16 protein-coding genes are annotated in these 17468 nt (G+C 65.9%); 13 read left to right on the forward strand and 3 right to left on the reverse strand.

Annotated features, from left to right (window positions below):
• The first annotated feature begins 1 nt into the window (after position 1).
• Genes A5773_RS03405 through A5773_RS03420 form a run of 4 tightly spaced genes read left to right on the forward strand, consistent with a single transcriptional unit; the run spans position 2 to position 3952 of the window.
• The gene (locus tag A5773_RS03405; RefSeq protein WP_066958000.1) at positions 2-1306 is read left to right on the forward strand and encodes an LLM class flavin-dependent oxidoreductase; all 1305 of its coding nucleotides are present in this window, start codon (positions 2-4) and stop codon (positions 1304-1306) included.
• Positions 1307-1326: 20 nt separating this feature from the next.
• Positions 1327-2154: a coniferyl-alcohol dehydrogenase gene (locus tag A5773_RS03410; protein WP_066958002.1), complete on the forward strand. Its 828-nt coding sequence runs from the start codon at positions 1327-1329 to the stop codon at positions 2152-2154.
• Entirely contained in the window at positions 2142-3131 is a 990-nt protein-coding gene (locus A5773_RS03415) for a cyclase family protein (RefSeq protein WP_066958003.1), read from the forward strand. The genes A5773_RS03410 and A5773_RS03415 overlap by 13 nt, the downstream gene beginning before the upstream one ends.
• A complete protein-coding gene (locus A5773_RS03420; protein ID WP_066958004.1) occupies positions 3131-3952 on the forward strand; it encodes an alpha/beta fold hydrolase in 822 nt (273 codons plus the stop codon). Before A5773_RS03415 ends, A5773_RS03420 begins: the two co-directional genes overlap by 1 nt.
• Before the next feature lie 2 nt (positions 3953-3954).
• Here the strand turns inward: A5773_RS03420 and A5773_RS03425 are convergent, their stop codons facing one another.
• A complete protein-coding gene (locus A5773_RS03425) occupies positions 3955-5595 on the reverse strand; it encodes a multicopper oxidase family protein (RefSeq protein ID WP_066958005.1) in 1641 nt (546 codons plus the stop codon).
• Positions 5596-5753: 158 nt separating this feature from the next.
• The gene (locus A5773_RS03430; protein ID WP_067789424.1) at positions 5754-6521 is read right to left on the reverse strand and encodes an SDR family oxidoreductase; all 768 of its coding nucleotides are present in this window, start codon (positions 6519-6521) and stop codon (positions 5754-5756) included.
• A gap of 148 nt (positions 6522-6669) precedes the next feature.
• Here A5773_RS03430 and A5773_RS03435 point away from each other — a divergent pair, with 148 nt between their 5' ends.
• Positions 6670-7488, forward strand: coding sequence for an SDR family NAD(P)-dependent oxidoreductase (locus tag A5773_RS03435; protein WP_067263585.1), 819 nt, complete (start codon positions 6670-6672; stop codon positions 7486-7488).
• Positions 7489-7496: 8 nt separating this feature from the next.
• On the opposite strand, the gene A5773_RS03440 is transcribed toward A5773_RS03435, so the two are convergent.
• Entirely contained in the window at positions 7497-8141 is a 645-nt protein-coding gene (locus A5773_RS03440; RefSeq protein ID WP_067789426.1) for a PAS domain-containing protein, read from the reverse strand.
• A 207-nt stretch (positions 8142-8348) separates the two neighbouring features.
• Between A5773_RS03440 and A5773_RS03445 the strand changes: the two genes are divergently transcribed.
• The 8 genes from A5773_RS03445 (at position 8349) to A5773_RS03480 (ending at position 17463) form a co-directional block, all read left to right on the forward strand.
• Positions 8349-9014, forward strand: coding sequence for a TetR family transcriptional regulator (locus A5773_RS03445; protein WP_066958012.1), 666 nt, complete (start codon positions 8349-8351; stop codon positions 9012-9014).
• A gap of 11 nt (positions 9015-9025) precedes the next feature.
• Positions 9026-9220, forward strand: coding sequence for a ferredoxin (locus tag A5773_RS03450; protein ID WP_066958072.1), 195 nt, complete (start codon positions 9026-9028; stop codon positions 9218-9220).
• Between the two features lies 1 nt (position 9221).
• The gene (locus tag A5773_RS03455; RefSeq protein WP_067789429.1) at positions 9222-10469 is read left to right on the forward strand and encodes a cytochrome P450; all 1248 of its coding nucleotides are present in this window, start codon (positions 9222-9224) and stop codon (positions 10467-10469) included.
• A gap of 159 nt (positions 10470-10628) precedes the next feature.
• Positions 10629-11690 (forward strand): amidohydrolase family protein, encoded by a 1062-nt coding sequence (locus tag A5773_RS03460; protein ID WP_197505428.1) that lies wholly within the window; start codon positions 10629-10631, stop codon positions 11688-11690.
• 11 nt (positions 11691-11701) lie between these two features.
• Complete coding sequence (locus A5773_RS03465) at positions 11702-12952, forward strand: Xaa-Pro peptidase family protein (protein ID WP_066958015.1); 1251 nt, start codon at positions 11702-11704, stop codon at positions 12950-12952.
• Positions 12942-14060: a Xaa-Pro peptidase family protein gene (locus A5773_RS03470; protein ID WP_066958017.1), complete on the forward strand. Its 1119-nt coding sequence runs from the start codon at positions 12942-12944 to the stop codon at positions 14058-14060. The genes A5773_RS03465 and A5773_RS03470 overlap by 11 nt, the downstream gene beginning before the upstream one ends.
• A gap of 2 nt (positions 14061-14062) precedes the next feature.
• Positions 14063-15046 carry an enoyl-CoA hydratase/isomerase family protein gene (locus A5773_RS03475; RefSeq protein ID WP_066958019.1) on the forward strand — a complete coding sequence of 328 codons (984 nt, stop codon included), beginning with the start codon at positions 14063-14065 and terminating at the stop codon, positions 15044-15046.
• A complete protein-coding gene (locus tag A5773_RS03480) occupies positions 15046-17463 on the forward strand; it encodes a CaiB/BaiF CoA-transferase family protein (RefSeq protein ID WP_067789431.1) in 2418 nt (805 codons plus the stop codon). The genes A5773_RS03475 and A5773_RS03480 overlap by 1 nt, the downstream gene beginning before the upstream one ends.
• The last annotated feature ends 5 nt before the right edge of the window (positions 17464-17468 follow it).

A 17468-nucleotide genomic window follows, 5' to 3' on the forward strand; every position in this document is an offset into this window, starting at 1 on the left:
AATGAAAATATCGCTGTTCTACGAGTTCGCCCTACCGCGGCCCTGGGCGCCCGACGACGAGCACGTCATGATGCAAGACTGCCTCGACGAGGTCGAGGCCGCCGACAAGGCAGGATTCTCCACCGTCTGGCTGACCGAGCACCACTTCCTCGAGGAGTACTGCCACTCGACGGCACCGGAAATCTTCCTGGCCGCGGCCAGTCAGCGGACCAAGAACATCCGGTTGGGGTTTGGCATCATGCATCTGCCACCCGTGGTCAATCACCCGGCCCGGGTCGCCGAACGCATCGCCACCCTCGACCTGCTCTCCAACGGCCGCGTGGAATTCGGCACCGGGGAGTCGTCCTCCGTCGGTGAGCTCGGTGGATTCAACATCGATCCGGCCGACAAACGGGCCCAGTGGGAGGAGGCGCTCGAGGTCTCGATCCGCTGCATGATCGAGGAACCCTTCGCGGGCTTCAACGGTGAGCACGTCCAGATGCCGGCACGCAACGTCGTCCCCAAGCCGCTGCAAAAGCCGCACCCGCCGGTCTGGGTCGCCTGCACGCGCCCGGCGAGCGTGCAGATGGCTGCCCAAAAGGCCATTGGTGCATTGAGTTTCGCCTACACCGGACCCGGACCGCTGACCGAACGGGTGAACGGTTACTACAAGGAGTTCGAAGAGAACGGCGTGCCCGTTACACCGCGGATCAATCCGAACATTCTGGCCATCGGCGGCGACCTGTCGATGATGGTCGCCAAGTCCGACGAGCAGGCGCTGCAACGGCTCGGTCAGGGCGGCGGCTTCTTCTCGTTCGGCATCATGCACTACTACATGACGGGCGTACACACTCCCGGGCGGACCGGGGTTTGGCAGCGGTATCTCGAAGAGGTCGAGAAGGATCCGACGCTGGCTTACGGCCCCGGCCGGGGCGCGATCGGTTCTCCGGCCACGGTGCGGGAGTTCCTGCGCGGTTACGAGGAAAGCGGCGTGGACGAGATCATCCTGCTGCTCAACCCGCGAAGCCACGAGGGCACCATGGAATCCATCGAGCTGATGGGCTCCGAAGTGCTGCCCGAGTTCATCGAGCGCGACGCGAAAGCAACGGCCGAAAAGGCCAAGCGGTTGGAGCCCGTCATCGAGAAGGTCGAGGCGCGGCGGCCGGCATCGACCGCGCCGCACTTCGACGAGCACTATTCGTTCGGTGGCCTGCCGACCGGCCGGGGCGGTAAGTTCACCGCCAGCGAGATCCCCGAAGCCATGGCGGAGATCAACGAGGGCCGCGTCCAGGCGGCCCAGCGGTTGAAAGAACAGCAAGGCAAGTGACACCGAAAGCCGGTTGAGTCTTGGGACGAATCGACGAGCTGTGGCGCTATGACGGCCGCCGGGCGCTGGTGACCGGCTGCGCCTCGGGCATCGGCGAACATGTGGTGCGCCAGCTCACGGAGTTGGGGGCCGAAGTCGTCGGTCTGGACAAGCGGCCGCCCGCCTTCGAAATCAACGACTTTCACGAGGTCGACCTCGCTGAGCAAGGATCGATCGATGCCGCGGTCGCCGCCGTCGACGGGCGCGTCGACGCGCTCTTCAACGTCGCCGGTGTCTCGTCGGGCATCGGCAATCCGCCACTGGTCGTCACCATCAACTTCCTTGGGCTGCGGCACATCACCGAGGCGCTGATTCCGAGGATGCCGGCGGGGTCTTCCATCGTGAGCGTCTCGTCACTCGCGGCGGCGGCATACCGCGACCATCTCCGGTCGGTGGCGCCGCTACTGAACACCGCGACCATGCGGGAAGGCATCGACTGGTGCCACGCCCACCCCGACGCGCTCGCCGGCCGCGGCTATCAGTTCTCCAAGGAAGCGATCATCCTCTACACGATGCGAAGCGCCACGGTCCTCGGCGGGCGGGGAATCCGCATCAACTGCACCGGTCCCGGGGTCACCGAAACCCCGATCCTCGACCAGCTTCGCGGCGCGTACGGGCAGGCCTTCCTCGACGACATCCCCAAACCCCTGGGGCGGGTGTCCGGGCCCGCCGAACAAGCCTCGGCCCTGCTCTTCCTGAATAGCAATGCCGCCAGCTATATTTCGGGCCAGGTGTTGTGGGTCGACGGCGGGAACGTGGGTGCCGCCATCGCCAGAGAACTGGAGGAGGGAGCGCCGTGGCCAGCGTGACCGACTTCCGCCGGGCCGCTCGCGAAGTCTCCAACTGGGGGCGGTGGGGCGCTGACGACGAGCTGGGCACGCTGAACTTCATCACCGCGGACAAGGTTGCCCAGGCCGCCGGCCTGGTCCGGCACGGCAAGGTGTTCCCGCTCGGAGTGGATTTCGGTTCGTCAGGCCCGCAGGGCGCCTTCGGTTTCCGGCACAATCCGATACACGTCATGACGGTGGACGGCGGCGATGCCAACTCACTCCCGCAGTACGGACCGGGTTGGGGGCGGAATCCGACGGCGGCGCAGATGGGCCCGTACTTCGTCGACAACCTGTTCCGCTTCAACGACGACATGATCATCATGCCGCTTCAGGCCGCCACCCAGTGGGACGCGCTGTCGCACGTGTACTACGAAGACAAGCTCTACAACGGTTTCTCGGCGAGTTCGGTCACCAGCCTGGGGGCCTTTCACCTTGGAATCGAGAAGGTCGACGGCAAGGGCATCACCTCGCGTGGCGTGCTGCTGGACCTGGTCCGCCACCGGGGCGCCGAGGTGTTCCTCGAACACGGAAACCCGATCAGCCCCGAGGAACTGGACGACGTCGTTCGCGCGCAGCGTGTAACGATCGAACGCGGCGACATCGTGCTCATCCGAACCGGTTGGTGGACAAGGTTTCTCATGACCGGCGACAAGACCGAGCCGTACTCGGGATTGGACTGGCGGTGCGCCTCGTGGCTACACGATCACGAGGTCGCCGCCGTGGCCTCCGACAACCTGCAGGTCGAAGACCCGGTGTCCGGTGTCGACGGAGTGTTTCTGCCCTTCCACCTGCTGACGCTGCGCGACATGGGAATGATGCTCGGCGAGTACTGGGACCTTTCCGCGCTGGCGGCCGACTGCGCCGAGGACGGGGTCTACGAGTTCCAGCTCGTCGCGCCGCCCCTGAGATTCGTTGGGGCCGTCGGCTCACCGGTGAATCCGATAGCGATCAAGTGATGCAGATCCAGCGCAGAACCACGACGGTCGACGGGCTGGCCACCAGCTATCTGGAAGCGGGCGACGGCGACCCGGTGGTGCTGCTGCACGGCGGTGAGTTCGGTGCCGGCGCCGAACTCGGCTGGGAACGCAACATCGCCGCCCTCGCCGCGCGATACCGAGTGCTGGCGCCGGACCAGCTAGGCTTCGGAGAGTCGGCAAAGGTCATCGACTTCGTTGACGGACGCGGGATGCGGATCCGGCACGTGGCGCGGTTCTGCGAGCTGCTCGGCATCGCCTCGGCGCACTTCGTGGGCAACTCGATGGGCGCCATCAACTTGCTGACCGACGCCACCTCGGACGCACCCCTGCTGCCCGTCCGCACCCTGACGATCATCTGCGGGGGCGGCGAAATTCAACAGAATCAGCACTTCGAGGCGCTACAGCAATACGACGCAACGTTGCCCGGCATGCGGCGCATCGTCGAGGCCCTGTTCCACGACCCGGGCTATCCCGCCGACGACGATTACGTGCGGCGCCGCTTTGAGTCGAGCACCGCGCCGGGGGCGTGGGAGGCCGTCGCCGCGGCCCGGTTTCGTCGCCCGGGGGCCACGCCGTCCGGCACACCCTCGAGCGCTCGAGCCTACGAGCGCATCACCGCGCCGACGCTGGTCGTCGAGGGTGGACACGACAAGCTCCTTCCGGCCGGCTGGGCCGCGCAGATCGCCAAGGAGATCGACGGCGCCCGTTCGGTCGTGGTCGACAAGGCCGGCCACTGCCCGCAGATCGAGCAGTCAACGACGGTGAACCAGCTGCTGCTCGACTTCTTCGCCGCCGCCTAGGTCTAGAAGACGTACTCCAGGCGGGTCTGCATGCCGGCCTCCTGGTGATAGGTGTTGTGGCAGTGCAACATCCACACGCCGGGATTGTCGGCCACCAGCACGGCGAGCAACTTCTGCTTGGGCAGCACCATGAGGGTGTCCTTGCGCGCGCCGGGGCTGCCGTCGGGCTTGATCAGTTGGAACGTGTGGCCGTGCAGGTGCATCGGGTGATACATCATCGTGGTGTTGTCGAACGTGAGGGTGGGCCGTTCCCCCTCTCGGATGTGCAACGGTTCCGTGGCGCTGTAGGGCTTTCCGTTGATCGTCCAGTTGTATTGGGTCATGTTGCCGCCCAGCACGACCGGTAGGTCGAGTCCGGACTGGGGCCGGCCCAGATTGACGGGCGTTGTCGCCGTGAACATTTCCACCGTGCCCACCCGCCGGTTGAGTTCGGGCGGTTGAAACCCCGGATCGGGTGGGCTGCCCGCTCCGGTCGACAACAGCGCCCGCCCCACGGCATTCTTTCCTTCGGCGAGTGCGACCAGCGGAAAAACGCCGTCGGCCGCCGTCACGATGACGTCGTAGCGCTCCGCCATGCCGATGAGCAGGGCGTCGACTTGGGCCGGCACCACCGGGTAGCCGTCGGTATGGGTGACGGTCATCGAATGACCGCCCAGCGCCACACGGAACGTGGTGTCGGAACCGGTGTTGATGAAACGGATCCGGATACGCTGGCCGGGCTTCGCGCTGAAGGTCATGGGAGCGGCGGGAACTCGGCCGTTGACCAGATAGTAGGGGTAAGCGATGTCTCCGGCGTCGCCCCCGAGCAGATCACTTCTGCCGACGCTCCCGGCTGCCGGGGTGGTCGGACTGGTCGACGTGGTGGGGCTGGTCGACGTCGTCGAGGTTTCGCTGGTGGACGAGGTCGTCGAGGTCTCACTGGTTGTCGTGGTTGTCGTGGTGGTCGGCGGTGTTGTCGACGTGGTCTCGGGGGCGCTTGAGGGGGCGGGCTTGTTCGGGTTGGTCAGCTCGGTGTAGAGCTGCTGAGGTGACTTTCCGACACCATCGGTCCAATCATCAAGGACCACAATCCATTCGGCGTCGTAGTTACCCTCGGTGGGGTCGTCTACGATTACCGGTAGGTATAGGCCCATGTCGGCGTCCAGACCGGTGTGCGGATGGGCCCAGTAGGTGCCCGAATTCGGGACCGAGAACCGGTAGGTGAAGTCCTGGCCGGCAGGAATGTTCGGGGTGGCGGGGGCGGCACCGTCCATGTCGTTGCGCAGCGCGATGCCGTGCCAGTGCACCGAAGTCGGATGGTCGAGCCGGTTGCTCACCGTCACGACTAGTTCATCGCCGATCCTGGCGCGGATCGGCGAGCCCGGGATCGTGTTTCCGTAGGCCAGGGTGCGGACGACCGGTCCACCCAGGTCGACCTGGACCTGCTGGACGGTCAGGCTGGCGGTGACGGTGCGGCCACTATGCGGCCGGGCGGCCTCGGCCGCGGCGATGGCCGCGGACATCTGGGCGTTGCCCGATAGCGCGGGCTTGGACTGACTGCACGCCGCCAACGCGAATCCGCCCGCGATGCCGGCGGCCATGAATCCGCGTCTGGTGAGGACCGATTTGTCGACGGGGGCGCCGGGTCTGGGTTGCACAGGCATTGATCGCTCCTCGTCGTCATAGATCTCCGGCGTCTTACACCGTGCTCGGCCGCGGGGCTCAGCGCAACCACCTACGTAGTGGATGTCGAGATTGCCGCCAGGGCCGTGCGGTCGATGACGAATCACCGCCCTCACGGCAATTTCGAAGTGCTGTTTTCCTAGCGGGTGTCGCCCGCCGCGCTGGAGGCCATCCAGGCGCTGAATGTGGTGGGGTAGACGACCACGTCTTCGCCGTCGATGGGGACGATGCTGCGGTCGTCGAGCACCGCACCGTAATAGCGGGCGTCATTGTCGGTGATCACCTGGCGGTCAACGCCGGTTGCGGCGAACCGAGTCCGGATGAAGTCGTCCATGCCCTGCTTCTCGGGGCCGGCGATATTGATCACCCCATTGACCGGGTCGCCGCTCGCCGCGCGGGTCACGGCCGTGGCGACATCCGCGGCGGCGATGGGCTGGAACGCCCCGTGCGGTGCGCGAACCGTGTCGCCGTCCGCCATCGAATCGGCAATGCCCTCAACGAATTCGAAGAATTGGGTCGCCCGGACGATCGAATACGGAGATCCCGATTCCACGATCTCCTTTTCCTGGGCAACTTTTGCCCGCATGTAACCACTTTCGGCCGTCCGGTCGGCTCCCACGATCGAGAGTGCGACGTGGTGCTGCGTTCCCGCGGCTCGCTCCGCCTCGAGGAGGTTGCGGGTGGAGGTGGTGAAGAAGTTCAGGACATCGTCGTCGGCCCAGGATGGCGAGTTGGAGACGTCCACCACCGTGTGGACACCGGCGAGAGCCTCGGCGAGGCCTTCGCCGGTGATGGTGTTGACCCCCGAACTCGGCGAGGCGGGGACGGCCTCGTGTCCCAGCTCGTTGAGCTGGGCGACGACCTGCGATCCGATGAGTCCGCTGCCGCCGACGACCAGAACCTTCATGTGCAAACCTCCCGAGTTTCCCGATGCACTGGCCCCTCAGCATGGCGCGTGCGCGGGACGAGGGGAACCCCTAAGGCCGTACCGGCCCGCACGGGCCGCTTAAATCAATTGCTTGACTTAACGCGCTCGCCGCCGATTAACTCATCGGGTGGTCAACGAATTGGATGGCAAGGTTGCCATCGTCACCGGCGGTGCGTCCGGCATCGGTCGCGGAATAGTGGAACGGTTCGTGGCCGAGGGGTCGCGAGTCGTCATCGCCGACATCGAGACCGACCGGGGAGAGGAGCTGGCCGCAGCGTTGGGCGCCGGCGCCGCGTTTCGGCGCACGGACGTCTCCGATCCCGAACAGGTCGGGGCGCTGATCGCCACCGCCGTCGAGAAATTCGGCGGTCTGCACGTCATGGTGAACAACGCCGGCATCTCGAGCCCGCTGCGCCCTCTGCTCGACGACGACCTGACCGATTTCCACCGGGTGATGGGGGTCAACGTCCTGGGAGTGATGGCCGGTACCCGAGATGCCGCCCGGCACATGGCCGAATCCGGGGGCGGATCGATCATCAACCTGACGTCGATCGGCGGCATCCAGGCTGGCGGCGGGGTGATGATCTACCGGGCATCCAAAGCCGCGGTCATCCAGTTCACCAAGTCCGCGGCAATTGAGTTGGCGCGCCACGAAGTTCGGGTCAATGCCATCGCGCCGGGCAGCATCCCCACGCCGATCCTGGCTTCGTCGGCGGTCGACGTGGACCCCGATGAGCTCGCGCGGTTCGAAGCGCGGATTCGCCAGGGAATGCGGGACGACCGGCCACTGAAGCGGGAGGGCACTCCCGAGGACGTCGCCGAGGCGGCGCTGTACTTCGCCACCGATCGGTCCCGCTATGTCACCGGGGCCGTGCTACCGGTAGACGGGGGGACATCCGCCGGGAAGGTGATTCGCCCACGCAACGAGTCGCGCAAGGGTGAGTGAGGGTGACGTCATGGCCCTTCGGCGGGATGTCCGGCGTGGGTTTCGAGCCGTAGCTTGGCCAGTGCCTCCGCGCGCTTAAGGTCTTCCACGCCAGCACTTTCCATGATCACGCTGTGGGAATGCGCCAGCACGCTGAGCACAGCCTCGAGGGGAAGGTCGGGGAACTGGCGCCCCAGCACCTCGGCAGCGCTCCTCAACTCGAGCAGTTTCGGATACGCGCGGTCGGTGGGCGCCGGCGGCACGACGCGGGTGATGTCCTGGGCATGCTGCAGCACGGCAACGGTCTTCTTGCCCTCTTTGATCGGGGAATTCACCGGCGTCCAAACCTTGTAGACGAACTCGCCCGGATTCCGCCAGTCGGGAATGTCATACCGCTGCACCCCCAGCCAATGCCGGATCCCGCGACGAAGGACCAACTCCAGCGACGCGGAAGCGTTGGCAACTCCGTCCGCTTCCGGATCGCGCGGGTTATCCGGGAAGACGTCGAACAGCTGGTGGCCGAGCAGGCCCTCCCGCGGGTGTCCCGACACGCGCTCGCAGGCCGGGTTCACCGCGCGGATGCGCAAATCCGCATCGGTCAACAGGTAGGGAGCCCACTTCGACTGAAACCACGCCGATTCCTCGATCGCCGAGACCCGGCTGGCTGACAACATCCCTACCCCCGCAATGATTCACCGTCCTGACACCGCCACGTTGCCGCCGCGCAAGAAGCCATCGTCACCCAGCGGAGCGACTAGGGGCGAGGGACCTTTGTCACCGGTTGGCCGCTATGTGGCACCGAAGTGGAGAGCGCCGAACTAGACTTTCCCGAATTAAATCAATCGCTTGACTTAATCGCCGGCCCGCGGTTGACTAACCGGGTGACCACCATCGGCCGGACGGTTCGCACGGAGCGGGCCAGCTCCACCCAGGAAGCGATCCTGGTCGCGGCCGAGCGGTTGTACGCCGAGCACGGCATGTTCGCGGTATCGAATCGGCAGGTGAGCGAGGCCGCCGGGCAGGGCAATAACGCCGCCGTGGGCTACCACTTCGGCACCAAGGCCGACCTGGTGCGCGCGATCGAACAGAAGCACCGCTTGCCGGTCGAGCGGCTGCGCGAGCAGATGGTGAGCGAGCTACGCGAATCGGGTGGTTCGACCGAGATGAGGGACTGGGTGGCGTGCCTGGTGCGCCCGCTCACCGATCACCTCGAAGTGCTCGGCAACCCCACCTGGTACGCGCGTTTCGCGGCGCAGGCGATGACCGATCCCGCGTACTACAACATCATCGTCAAGGGCGCCCTCAGCTCACCGTCGCTGGTTCAGGTCGTCGAGGGCATCAACCGCTGTCTGCCCGACCTGCCGGCCGAAGTGCATTTCGAACGAAACATCATGGCCCGCAACCTGTTGATGCACACTTGCGCCGATCGGGAACGAGCGCTTGCCGGGGGTGCCTCGCCCCCCCAGCGATCCTGGCGGGCCGCCGCATCCGGTCTCATCGACGCGATCGTCGGCCTGTGGCTGGCGCCCGTGACGCCGTACGAGTGAAGGGTCTGCAGATGAAAGTGACTGTCGACCAAGACGTCTGCGCTTCGTCGGGAAACTGCGTGATGAACGCCCCCGAGGTGTTCGACCAGCGCGACGACGACGGTGTCGTCGTTCTGCTCAACCCCAATCCATCATCCGAACAGGCCGAGGGCGCACGGCGAGCCGCCGCGGCGTGCCCCGCGCTGGCCATTCACATCGAGGAATGACATGTCAGAGACGCTGACGAACACTTCTGCGGCCGAGGTGGCCCCCGAAATCCCCGATTATCCGATGCCGAGGCAGGCGGGCTGCCCCTTCGCCCCGCCGCCGGGCGTCATGGCGCTGGCCGACGCGCGACCGCTGTCCCGAGTCCGGATCTGGGACGGCAGCACACCGTGGCTCGTCACCGGCTACGAGCAAGTGCGGGAGCTGTTCTCGGATTCGCGGGTCAGTGTCGACGACCGGCTGCCCGGGTTTCCGCACTGGAATGCGGGCATGTTGTCCACCGTGCACAAGCGTCCGCGATCGGTTTTCACCGCCGACGGGGAAGAGCACACCCGATTTCGGCGCATGTTGTCGAAACCGTTCACGTTCAAGCGGGTTGAAGGGTTGCGTCCGACCATTCAGCAGATCACCGACGACCACATCGACGCGATGCTGGCCGGACCCCGCCCCGCCGACCTGGTCACCGCGTTGGCGCTGCCCGTCCCGTCCCTGGTGATCAGCCAGCTGCTCGGCGTTCCGTACGAAGACGCCGACATGTTCCAGCACCACGCCAACGTCGGCCTCGCGCGTTATGCGACGGGCGAAGACACCGTCAAGGGCGCCATGAGCCTGCACAAGTACCTTGCGCAGCTGGTCGAGGCCAAGTTGGAGAACCCGGCTGAGGACGCGGTTTCCGACCTTGCCGAGCGGGTGAAAGCCGGTGAGCTCAGCGTGAAAGAGGCCGCCCAGCTGGGCACCGGTCTGCTGATCGCCGGGCACGAGACCACCTCGAACATGATCGGACTCGGGGTGCTAGCGCTGCTGGTGAACCCGGACCAGCTGGCAGTCATCCGCGATGCCGAGGATCCCAAGGTCGTCGCCAGCGCGGTCGAGGAATTGTTGCGCTACCTCAGCATCATTCAGAACGGCCAGCGCCGCGTCGCGCTCGAGGACATCCATATCGCCGGGGAGACGATCCGTGCCGGCGAAGGCATCATCATCGACTTGGCCCCGGCCAACTGGGATCCGCACGCGTTCGCCGAACCCGATCGGCTCTACCTGCACCGCTCGGGGGCCGACCGCAACGTCGCCTTCGGCTATGGCCGGCATCAGTGCGTGGGGCAGCAGCTCGCCCGCGCCGAGCTGCAGATCGTCTACCGCACCCTGTTGCGCCGCGTGCCCACGCTGGAACTCGCCGTCCCGGTCGAGGACGTACCCCTCAAGGACGACCGGCTCGCCTACGGCGTCTACGAACTTCCGGTGACCTGGTAGCCCGCAGGTCACTACTGTGAAAATGCCGATCCGAATGGAGGGTCAATGATGACGACTCACACAAGCACCGTTTCGCTTTACCCACCCGAAGGCTTCGGCGCCCCGAAGGACCGGCGCGGTCACGCCTCTGGCGCGGAAATCGGCCTGCCGGCGGGAACCGTGGTGTTCTCCGCGGACAATCACATCTCTCTGGCGGACGACATCTTCTACCAACGCTTTCCGGACGATCTCAAGGACAAGGCGCCGCGAATCTGGTACGAGGATGGCGCCTACCAGGTCGGCCGCAAGGGACAGTCGTTCCTGCCGGGTGACTTCAGCGCGGTGCTGATGCAGTACGACGACTTGCCCGGGGCGGCGAGCACCAACATCGACGCCCGCATCCAGGAGCTGCACGACGACGGGGTCGACAAGGAGTTGGCCTTCCCCAACGCGATTTTGGCGCTCTTCCACTACCCGGACAAGGATCTGCGTGAGCTCGCGTTCCGGATCTACAACGAGTACATCGCCGAACTCCAGGAGCGCTCCAACGGCCATTTCTACGGCGCCGGGCTGATCAACTGGTGGGACCCGCAGGGCACGCGCAAGACCCTGGAGGAACTGAAGTCGTTGGGCCTCAAGACCTTCCTGATGCCGCTGAATCCCGGCAAGGGTGATGACGGTAACCCGATCGACTACTCCAGCACCTCCATGAGGCCGGTCTGGGACGAGATCGAGGCCGCCGGTCTTCCGATTACGCACCACATCGGGGAAACGCCGCCGAAGAGCCCGACCGAGTTCAACAGCGTCGTCGTCGGAATGATGATCAACATCGATGGCTTCCGGGAGACCTTCTCCAAGTACATCTTTGGCGGCATACTCGACGACCACCCGGGCCTGCGGATCGGTTGGTTCGAGGGCGGCATCGCCTGGGTCCCGTGGGCCCTGCAGGACGCCGAGCACCTGGTGGCCTCATACCAGCACATGTTCAACCGCCCGTTGCAGCATGATGTGCGGTACTACTGGGACAATCACATGAGCGCGTCGTTCATGGTCGACCCGCTCGGTCTGCAGCTGATCGACAAGATCGGTGTGGACAAGGTGATGTGGTCCAGCGACTACCCGCACAACGAAAGCACTTACGGCTATTCGGAGAAGTCACTGGCCGCCGTCGTCGATGCTGTCGGGCCCGCGGATGCGGCGAAAATCGTGAGCGGCAATGTCACCAAGTTCCTGGGCTTGTAGGGGCGGGACCGATGACGACGTTCGCGCACGCGGGTGCGCGCACCAGTAGCCTGCTGATCCCCGAGACGCCCGACCTGGGCCGCATGCGCCGCGAGACCGGGACTCGGCTGCGCTCGGCGATGGCCGAACGCGGCGTCGATGCACTGATACTGCTGGGCAACAGCGCGGTGGTCTATGCCACCGGAACCAGCTGGCCGCTCGGTGATGCAGGCTTGTCCTATGTGGAGCGGCCGGTGGCCGTGGTGCTCGCCGGGGATGAGTGGCCGCATTTGTTCCTGCCCTTCCGCGAGGGCGCCGCGTCGGAGTCGGATCTGCCCGCCGACCATCTGCACGGGCCGGTGTATCTCGAATTCGACGAGGGCGTCGAGGATTTCGCGCGACTGCTGGCCGAGTTGATTCCGGCGCAGGCGGTGATCGCGGTCGATGAGTGCACCGGTGCCATGTCGCGCGCCGCGAAGTCGTTGTTCCGCGGCGGTGCGCCCATCGATGCCGCGGCCATCGTCAGCGCCGCGAAGGCGGTGAAGACGCCGGACGAATTGTCCTGCATGCGCACCGCCATCCGGATCACCGACGAGGCGATGGTCGAGGTCCAGAAGCGGCTCGCGCCAGGTGTTCGCCAGATCGATCTATCCGCAAGCTTTTTGCGGCGCGCCTTCGAGTTGGGTGCCACGGCCAGCATGCTGGAGCCGATCTGGCAGGTGATGCCGCCGAGCAAGGCCGATGGCGTATGGACCACACACGGCGACCTCGCGCTGCCCCTGCTGAGTACCGAGCGCGAACTGGCCGAAGGCGACGTGCTGTGGACCGACGTCAGCATCACCTATCACGGTTACTGTTCGGACTTCGGACGCACGTGGATCGTCGGCCGGGACCCGTCACCCCGCCAGCAGGCGCAGTTCGACAAATGGTTCGCGATCATGTCCGCCGTGCTGGGTGTCGCCAAGGCCGGCGCCACGGCGGCGGATCTGGGCCGGGCCGCCATCAACGCCAACGGCGGTAGCAAGCCATGGCTCCCGCACTTCTACCTGGGCCACGGCATCGGCGTGAACGCGGCCGAAATGCCCATGATCGGAACCGATCTCGGCCAGGAATTCGACGAGAATTTCGTCCTGCAACCCGGCATGGTGCTGGTCTTGGAGCCCGTGGTGTGGGAAGACGGCACCGGCGGTTACCGCAGCGAAGAGGTCCTGGTAATCACCGAGGAGGGCTGGATCCGATTGACCGACTACCCCTATGACCCCTATGGCTCCCATGTCAGTTGAAGTTTGCCCCGACGACCGCGCGCTGCGCACGGGACGCCGCCGGCGTGTGCTGGATCAGATGGCGGCGCACGACCTCGACGTGCTGGTCCTCGGCCGCCAAGCCAACGTCCGCTACGTCACCGGAGCACCACAGTTGTGGGTCGCCGGGACCCGGCCGTTCGGCCCCGCGTGTGTGCTGGTGCGTGAGACGGGGGCGATCCATCTCCTCAGCACCTGGGATGAGGGCATCCCCGACGAGATTCCACATGAGAACCTGTACGGCATCTCGTGGAACCCGACGAACACCATGTCGGCGCTGCGGCGCATCGACGGCGCATCCACCGCCCGGCGTGTTGGAACCGACGCGATATCACCGATTTTCGCACAACTGCTGCCGACGGCGTTTCCCAATGCAGAGCTCGTGGACGGCGAGCTGGCGATGCGGGCCGCCCGGCGTATCAAGACGGCCGAAGAAGTGGTTGCGTTGCGGGAGGCGATCTCGGTCGCCCAATCGGGTTTGGCCGCCGCCGTTTCCGAACTACGGCCCGGGGTAACGGAGCAGGCGCTGGCCGGTGTCCTGCTGGAGGCCGTCGCGGCCGGCGGGGTGAGTACCCCGTCGAACCAGGATGTTGCGTGGGTGACGTCCCCCGATCATCCGTGGCGGCGGGCGACCGGTGACGGCCGGGTCAAGGTCGGCGACCTGGTGGCGTTTTCGGCCGGTGTGCTGGCCGGTGGGTACACCGGCGAGGTTGGGCGCACGTGGCCGGTGGGCGCCGTGCGCGGCGCGGCCACCCTGTATCGACGCTGGGACAGCCTGTGGGGCAGGCTGCTGGCCGCATGCCGCCCGGGCGCCGCCGCGAACGAATTGCTGGGTGCTTACCAGGCCGCCGGGGAGGCGCCGCCGCCGATGCCGGTGGCCCGCGGGCTGGGCATGGGCTTTGATCCGCCCGTGATCTCGACGCACCTGCCGGTGACCGCGACCGGGGAACGGTTGGATCCGGGCATGGTGCTGGCCGTGACGGGCTACGTATGGGAACAGGGAATCGGTGCGGTCTTCGGACGGGAAGCCGTATTGATCACCGCCGAGGGCTCCGAGGTGCTGACCGACAGTCCTGCTTGGCGCGAATAGCCATGGCCGGCAAGCCTAAACCTCCAGCGGAGGAGATCGTCAGGTACGACAAGGACGCCGAGACCCGCATCGCCACCATTACGTTCGATCGGCCGGGCCAACTCAATGCACCCACGATCGCCGCCAGGCTGCGCTACGCCGACCTGTTACACCGCGCCTCGATCGACGACGAGGTCAAGGTGTTGGTGGTCCGCGGAGCCGGCGACGATCTCGGCTCGGGTGCGGACCTGATCGAGGAAATGGCGGCGCAGAACTCCGCCGACCAGCAGCACCGGCTCGCCGAGTATCGGATCGGCGACGACGACGTCAGCTTTCCGCCCGAGGGTTCGTTTCGGCGGGGTGCCACCCTGGGCCAGTGGTACGCCAACCCGAACTCGGGGATAAGGGGCCTGCAGGACTTCAAGAAGATCAGCATCCTCGAGGCTAAGGGCTACTGCTACGGCTGGCATTTCTACCAAGCGGCCGACGCGGACCTGGTGATCTCCAGCGACGACGCGCTCTTTGGGCATCCCTCCTTCCGGTATTACGGCTGGGGTCCGCGAATGTGGTGGTGGGCGCAGACGATGGGGATCCGAAAGTTCCAGGAAATGGTGTTCACCGGACGGGCTTTCACCGCCGCGGAGATGTACGACTGCAACTTCCTCAACAGCGTGGTCCCCAGAGCAGAGCTGGAAGCGGAGGTGGAGAAGTACGCGCTGGCCTGCGCGCGCAATCGCCCAACCGACACGGTGTTCATGCAGAAGGTCTTCTTCGAGATCATGAAACAGTTTCAGGGCGAGTACATGGGCAGCATGCTCAGCGGATTCTTCGAGTCGGTGGGCAGTGCGGTCCGACCCGACGGCGACGACTTCATGCTCGGTGATGCCATCGATCGGGGTCTTGGCGGAGCGGTGAAAGACAACGACGACAAGTTCCCCCAGGAATGGCGCCTAAGCAAGAAGGGACGCAAGAGCGGGGCCGCCAAGAATGGAAAGCGGAAGCGGTAGTGACGGAGTCCGCCATCGAGCCACCGCTGGCCGGCTGTACCGTGGTCGAGCTATCCACCGGAATCGCGGGCGCCTACTGCACCAAGTTGCTGGCCGACGGTGGAGCAGACGTCGTCAAAATCGAGCCGCCCGAAGGCGATCCACTGCGTTCTTGGTCCGCCTCTGGCGCCGTCATACCACCCGGCGGCGACGGGGCGTTGTTTGGCTTTCTGGCCGGGTCGAAGCGCAGCGTCGTTGTGGATCCACGGCTCGACGTCGACGTCGAGCTGGTCGACAGGCTGCTGGCAGCCGCGGATGCGGTGGTGTGGTCCGTCGGCTCGAGAGTCGCTGAGCGCCCCGAGTTCGCGCCCGCGGTCATGCACCGCCGCCATCCGCACCTCACCGTCATGTCGATCACGCCATTCGGCCTGGAGGGGCCCTGGAACGACAGGGCGGCCACCGAATTCACGTTGCAGGCGTGGTCGGGCGGGATCATCGGCCTCGGACGTGGCGAGGCGGACCGCGCACCGGTATTCGTGGGAGGGCAAGTCGGTGAGTATCTGGCCGGGGCCTACGCGAGCGCGGCCATGCTCGCTTCGCGACACGGCCGAAGCGGCGATGAACCGGGGGAACTTCTCGACCTGTCCATGCTGGAAACGCAGATCCTTTCTCTCACCTACTATCCCGTCACCTATTTCGAGATGCTCGGGCGGCCCTGGCGGGATGCGCGCCGCGTCACCGTACCGGGTGTGGCGCGCGCCAAGGACGGACTGGTGGACGTCGGATGCGGGACCGCGCAGCAGTGGTTCGACTTGTGCGCGATGGTCGGCCACCCCGAATGGATCGACGAGGACTCATCACTGACGATCACCGAGCGGGCCAACCTCAATGCCGACGCAATCTACGCGTGGTTCGAAAGCAACACGGTCGACGAGATACGCGAACTCGCAACCGCCTTCCGAATCCCCAACGCCCCGGTTGCCAACGGTGCCAACGTCGCATCGCTCGACCAGTTCCGCGAGCGCGGTTCGTTTGTCGAGAACCCGGGCGGCCGGTTCCAGCAGCCGGGCCATCCCTACCGGATGACGCCCGCGCGGCTTCGCCGGCCGCAACCGGCACCGCAGCTGGGCGAGCACACGGCGCAGTACCGGACCGCAGAATTGATACCCCGGCCCACGCCCACCGAAGACGGGAATCGACTGCCCCTGAGTGGGATTCGTGTGCTGGACATGACGACGTTCTGGGCCGGCCCCTGTTGCACCCACTTTCTGGCGATGCTTGGTGCGGAAGTCATCCACGTGGAATCGACCCGCCGTCCGGACGGGACCCGGCTGATCGCGGGCGTGCCCGCCAGCGAGAACCAGTGGTGGGAGAAGTCGCCGATCTTCGCGGCGCTGAACACCAACAAGAAGGGCCTCACGCTGGACTTGCAGAGCCCGCGCGGCCGAGATCTCCTGCGCCGTCTCATCGCGACCTGCGACGTGATAGTGGAGAACTTCACGCCACGCGTGCTCGACCAGATGGGCCTGGATTTCACTGCGGTCCAATCGATTAAGCGCGACGTCGTGATGGTGCGGATGCCCGGCTTCGGACTGGAGGGCCCGTGGCGCGACAACCCGGCATTCGCGTATGTCATCGAGGCCGCGTCCGGATTGACGTGGCTGACCGGATACGCCGACCGCACACCGTACGACCCATACTCGATCGGTGACCCGAACGCGGGCATGCATGCCGTGAATGCGTTGCTGCTGGCGCTGGAGCACCGGCGCCGCAGCGGCGAGGGTGTGTTCGTCGAAGCGGCGATGGTGGACGCCGCGCTCAGCATCGCCGCGGAGCAGGTCATCGAATATTCCGCGTACGGGGCATTGCTGGAACGCGCGGGCAACCGGGGACCGACGGCGGTGCCGCAAAACCTCTACCGCAGCAACGACATCGACGAGTTCGGCCGGCCCGACAGCTGGGTCGCGGTCGCGGTAAGCACCGACGAACAGTGGAAGGGGTTGTGCGCCGCTATCGGGTCACCCCCATGGGCAAGGGATCCCAAGCTGGCCAGCGCACGGGGTCGGAAAGAGCATGAGGACGCCATCGACGAACGGTTGGCCGCGTGGTGTGCGCGACGCAGCCGCGACGAGATCGTCGCTACTCTCTGGAACGCCGGCGTTCCGGTGGCCAAGGTCATGCAACCGCACCGCCAAACAGAACTGGATCAGCTGGCGTTTCGTGGCTTCTTCGAGGAGGTCGACCACCCGGTCAACGGCCCGGCTAGGCTCAGCACCGTGCCGATGAGGCTGTCCGCAGGGCCGTCGAAGTTCCACACCCAGCACGCGCCGCTGCTGGGGCAGCACAACCATGAATTGCTGGCCGGGCTGGGGTTGGACGGCTCGGAAATCGCTGACTTGGAAGCCGACGGCGTTATCGGTTGCGCACCGGTGATGTGACCGAC

The organism is Mycobacterium sp. 852014-52450_SCH5900713 (assembly GCF_001667075.1).
Classification (GTDB): Bacteria; Actinomycetota; Actinomycetes; order Mycobacteriales; family Mycobacteriaceae; genus Mycobacterium.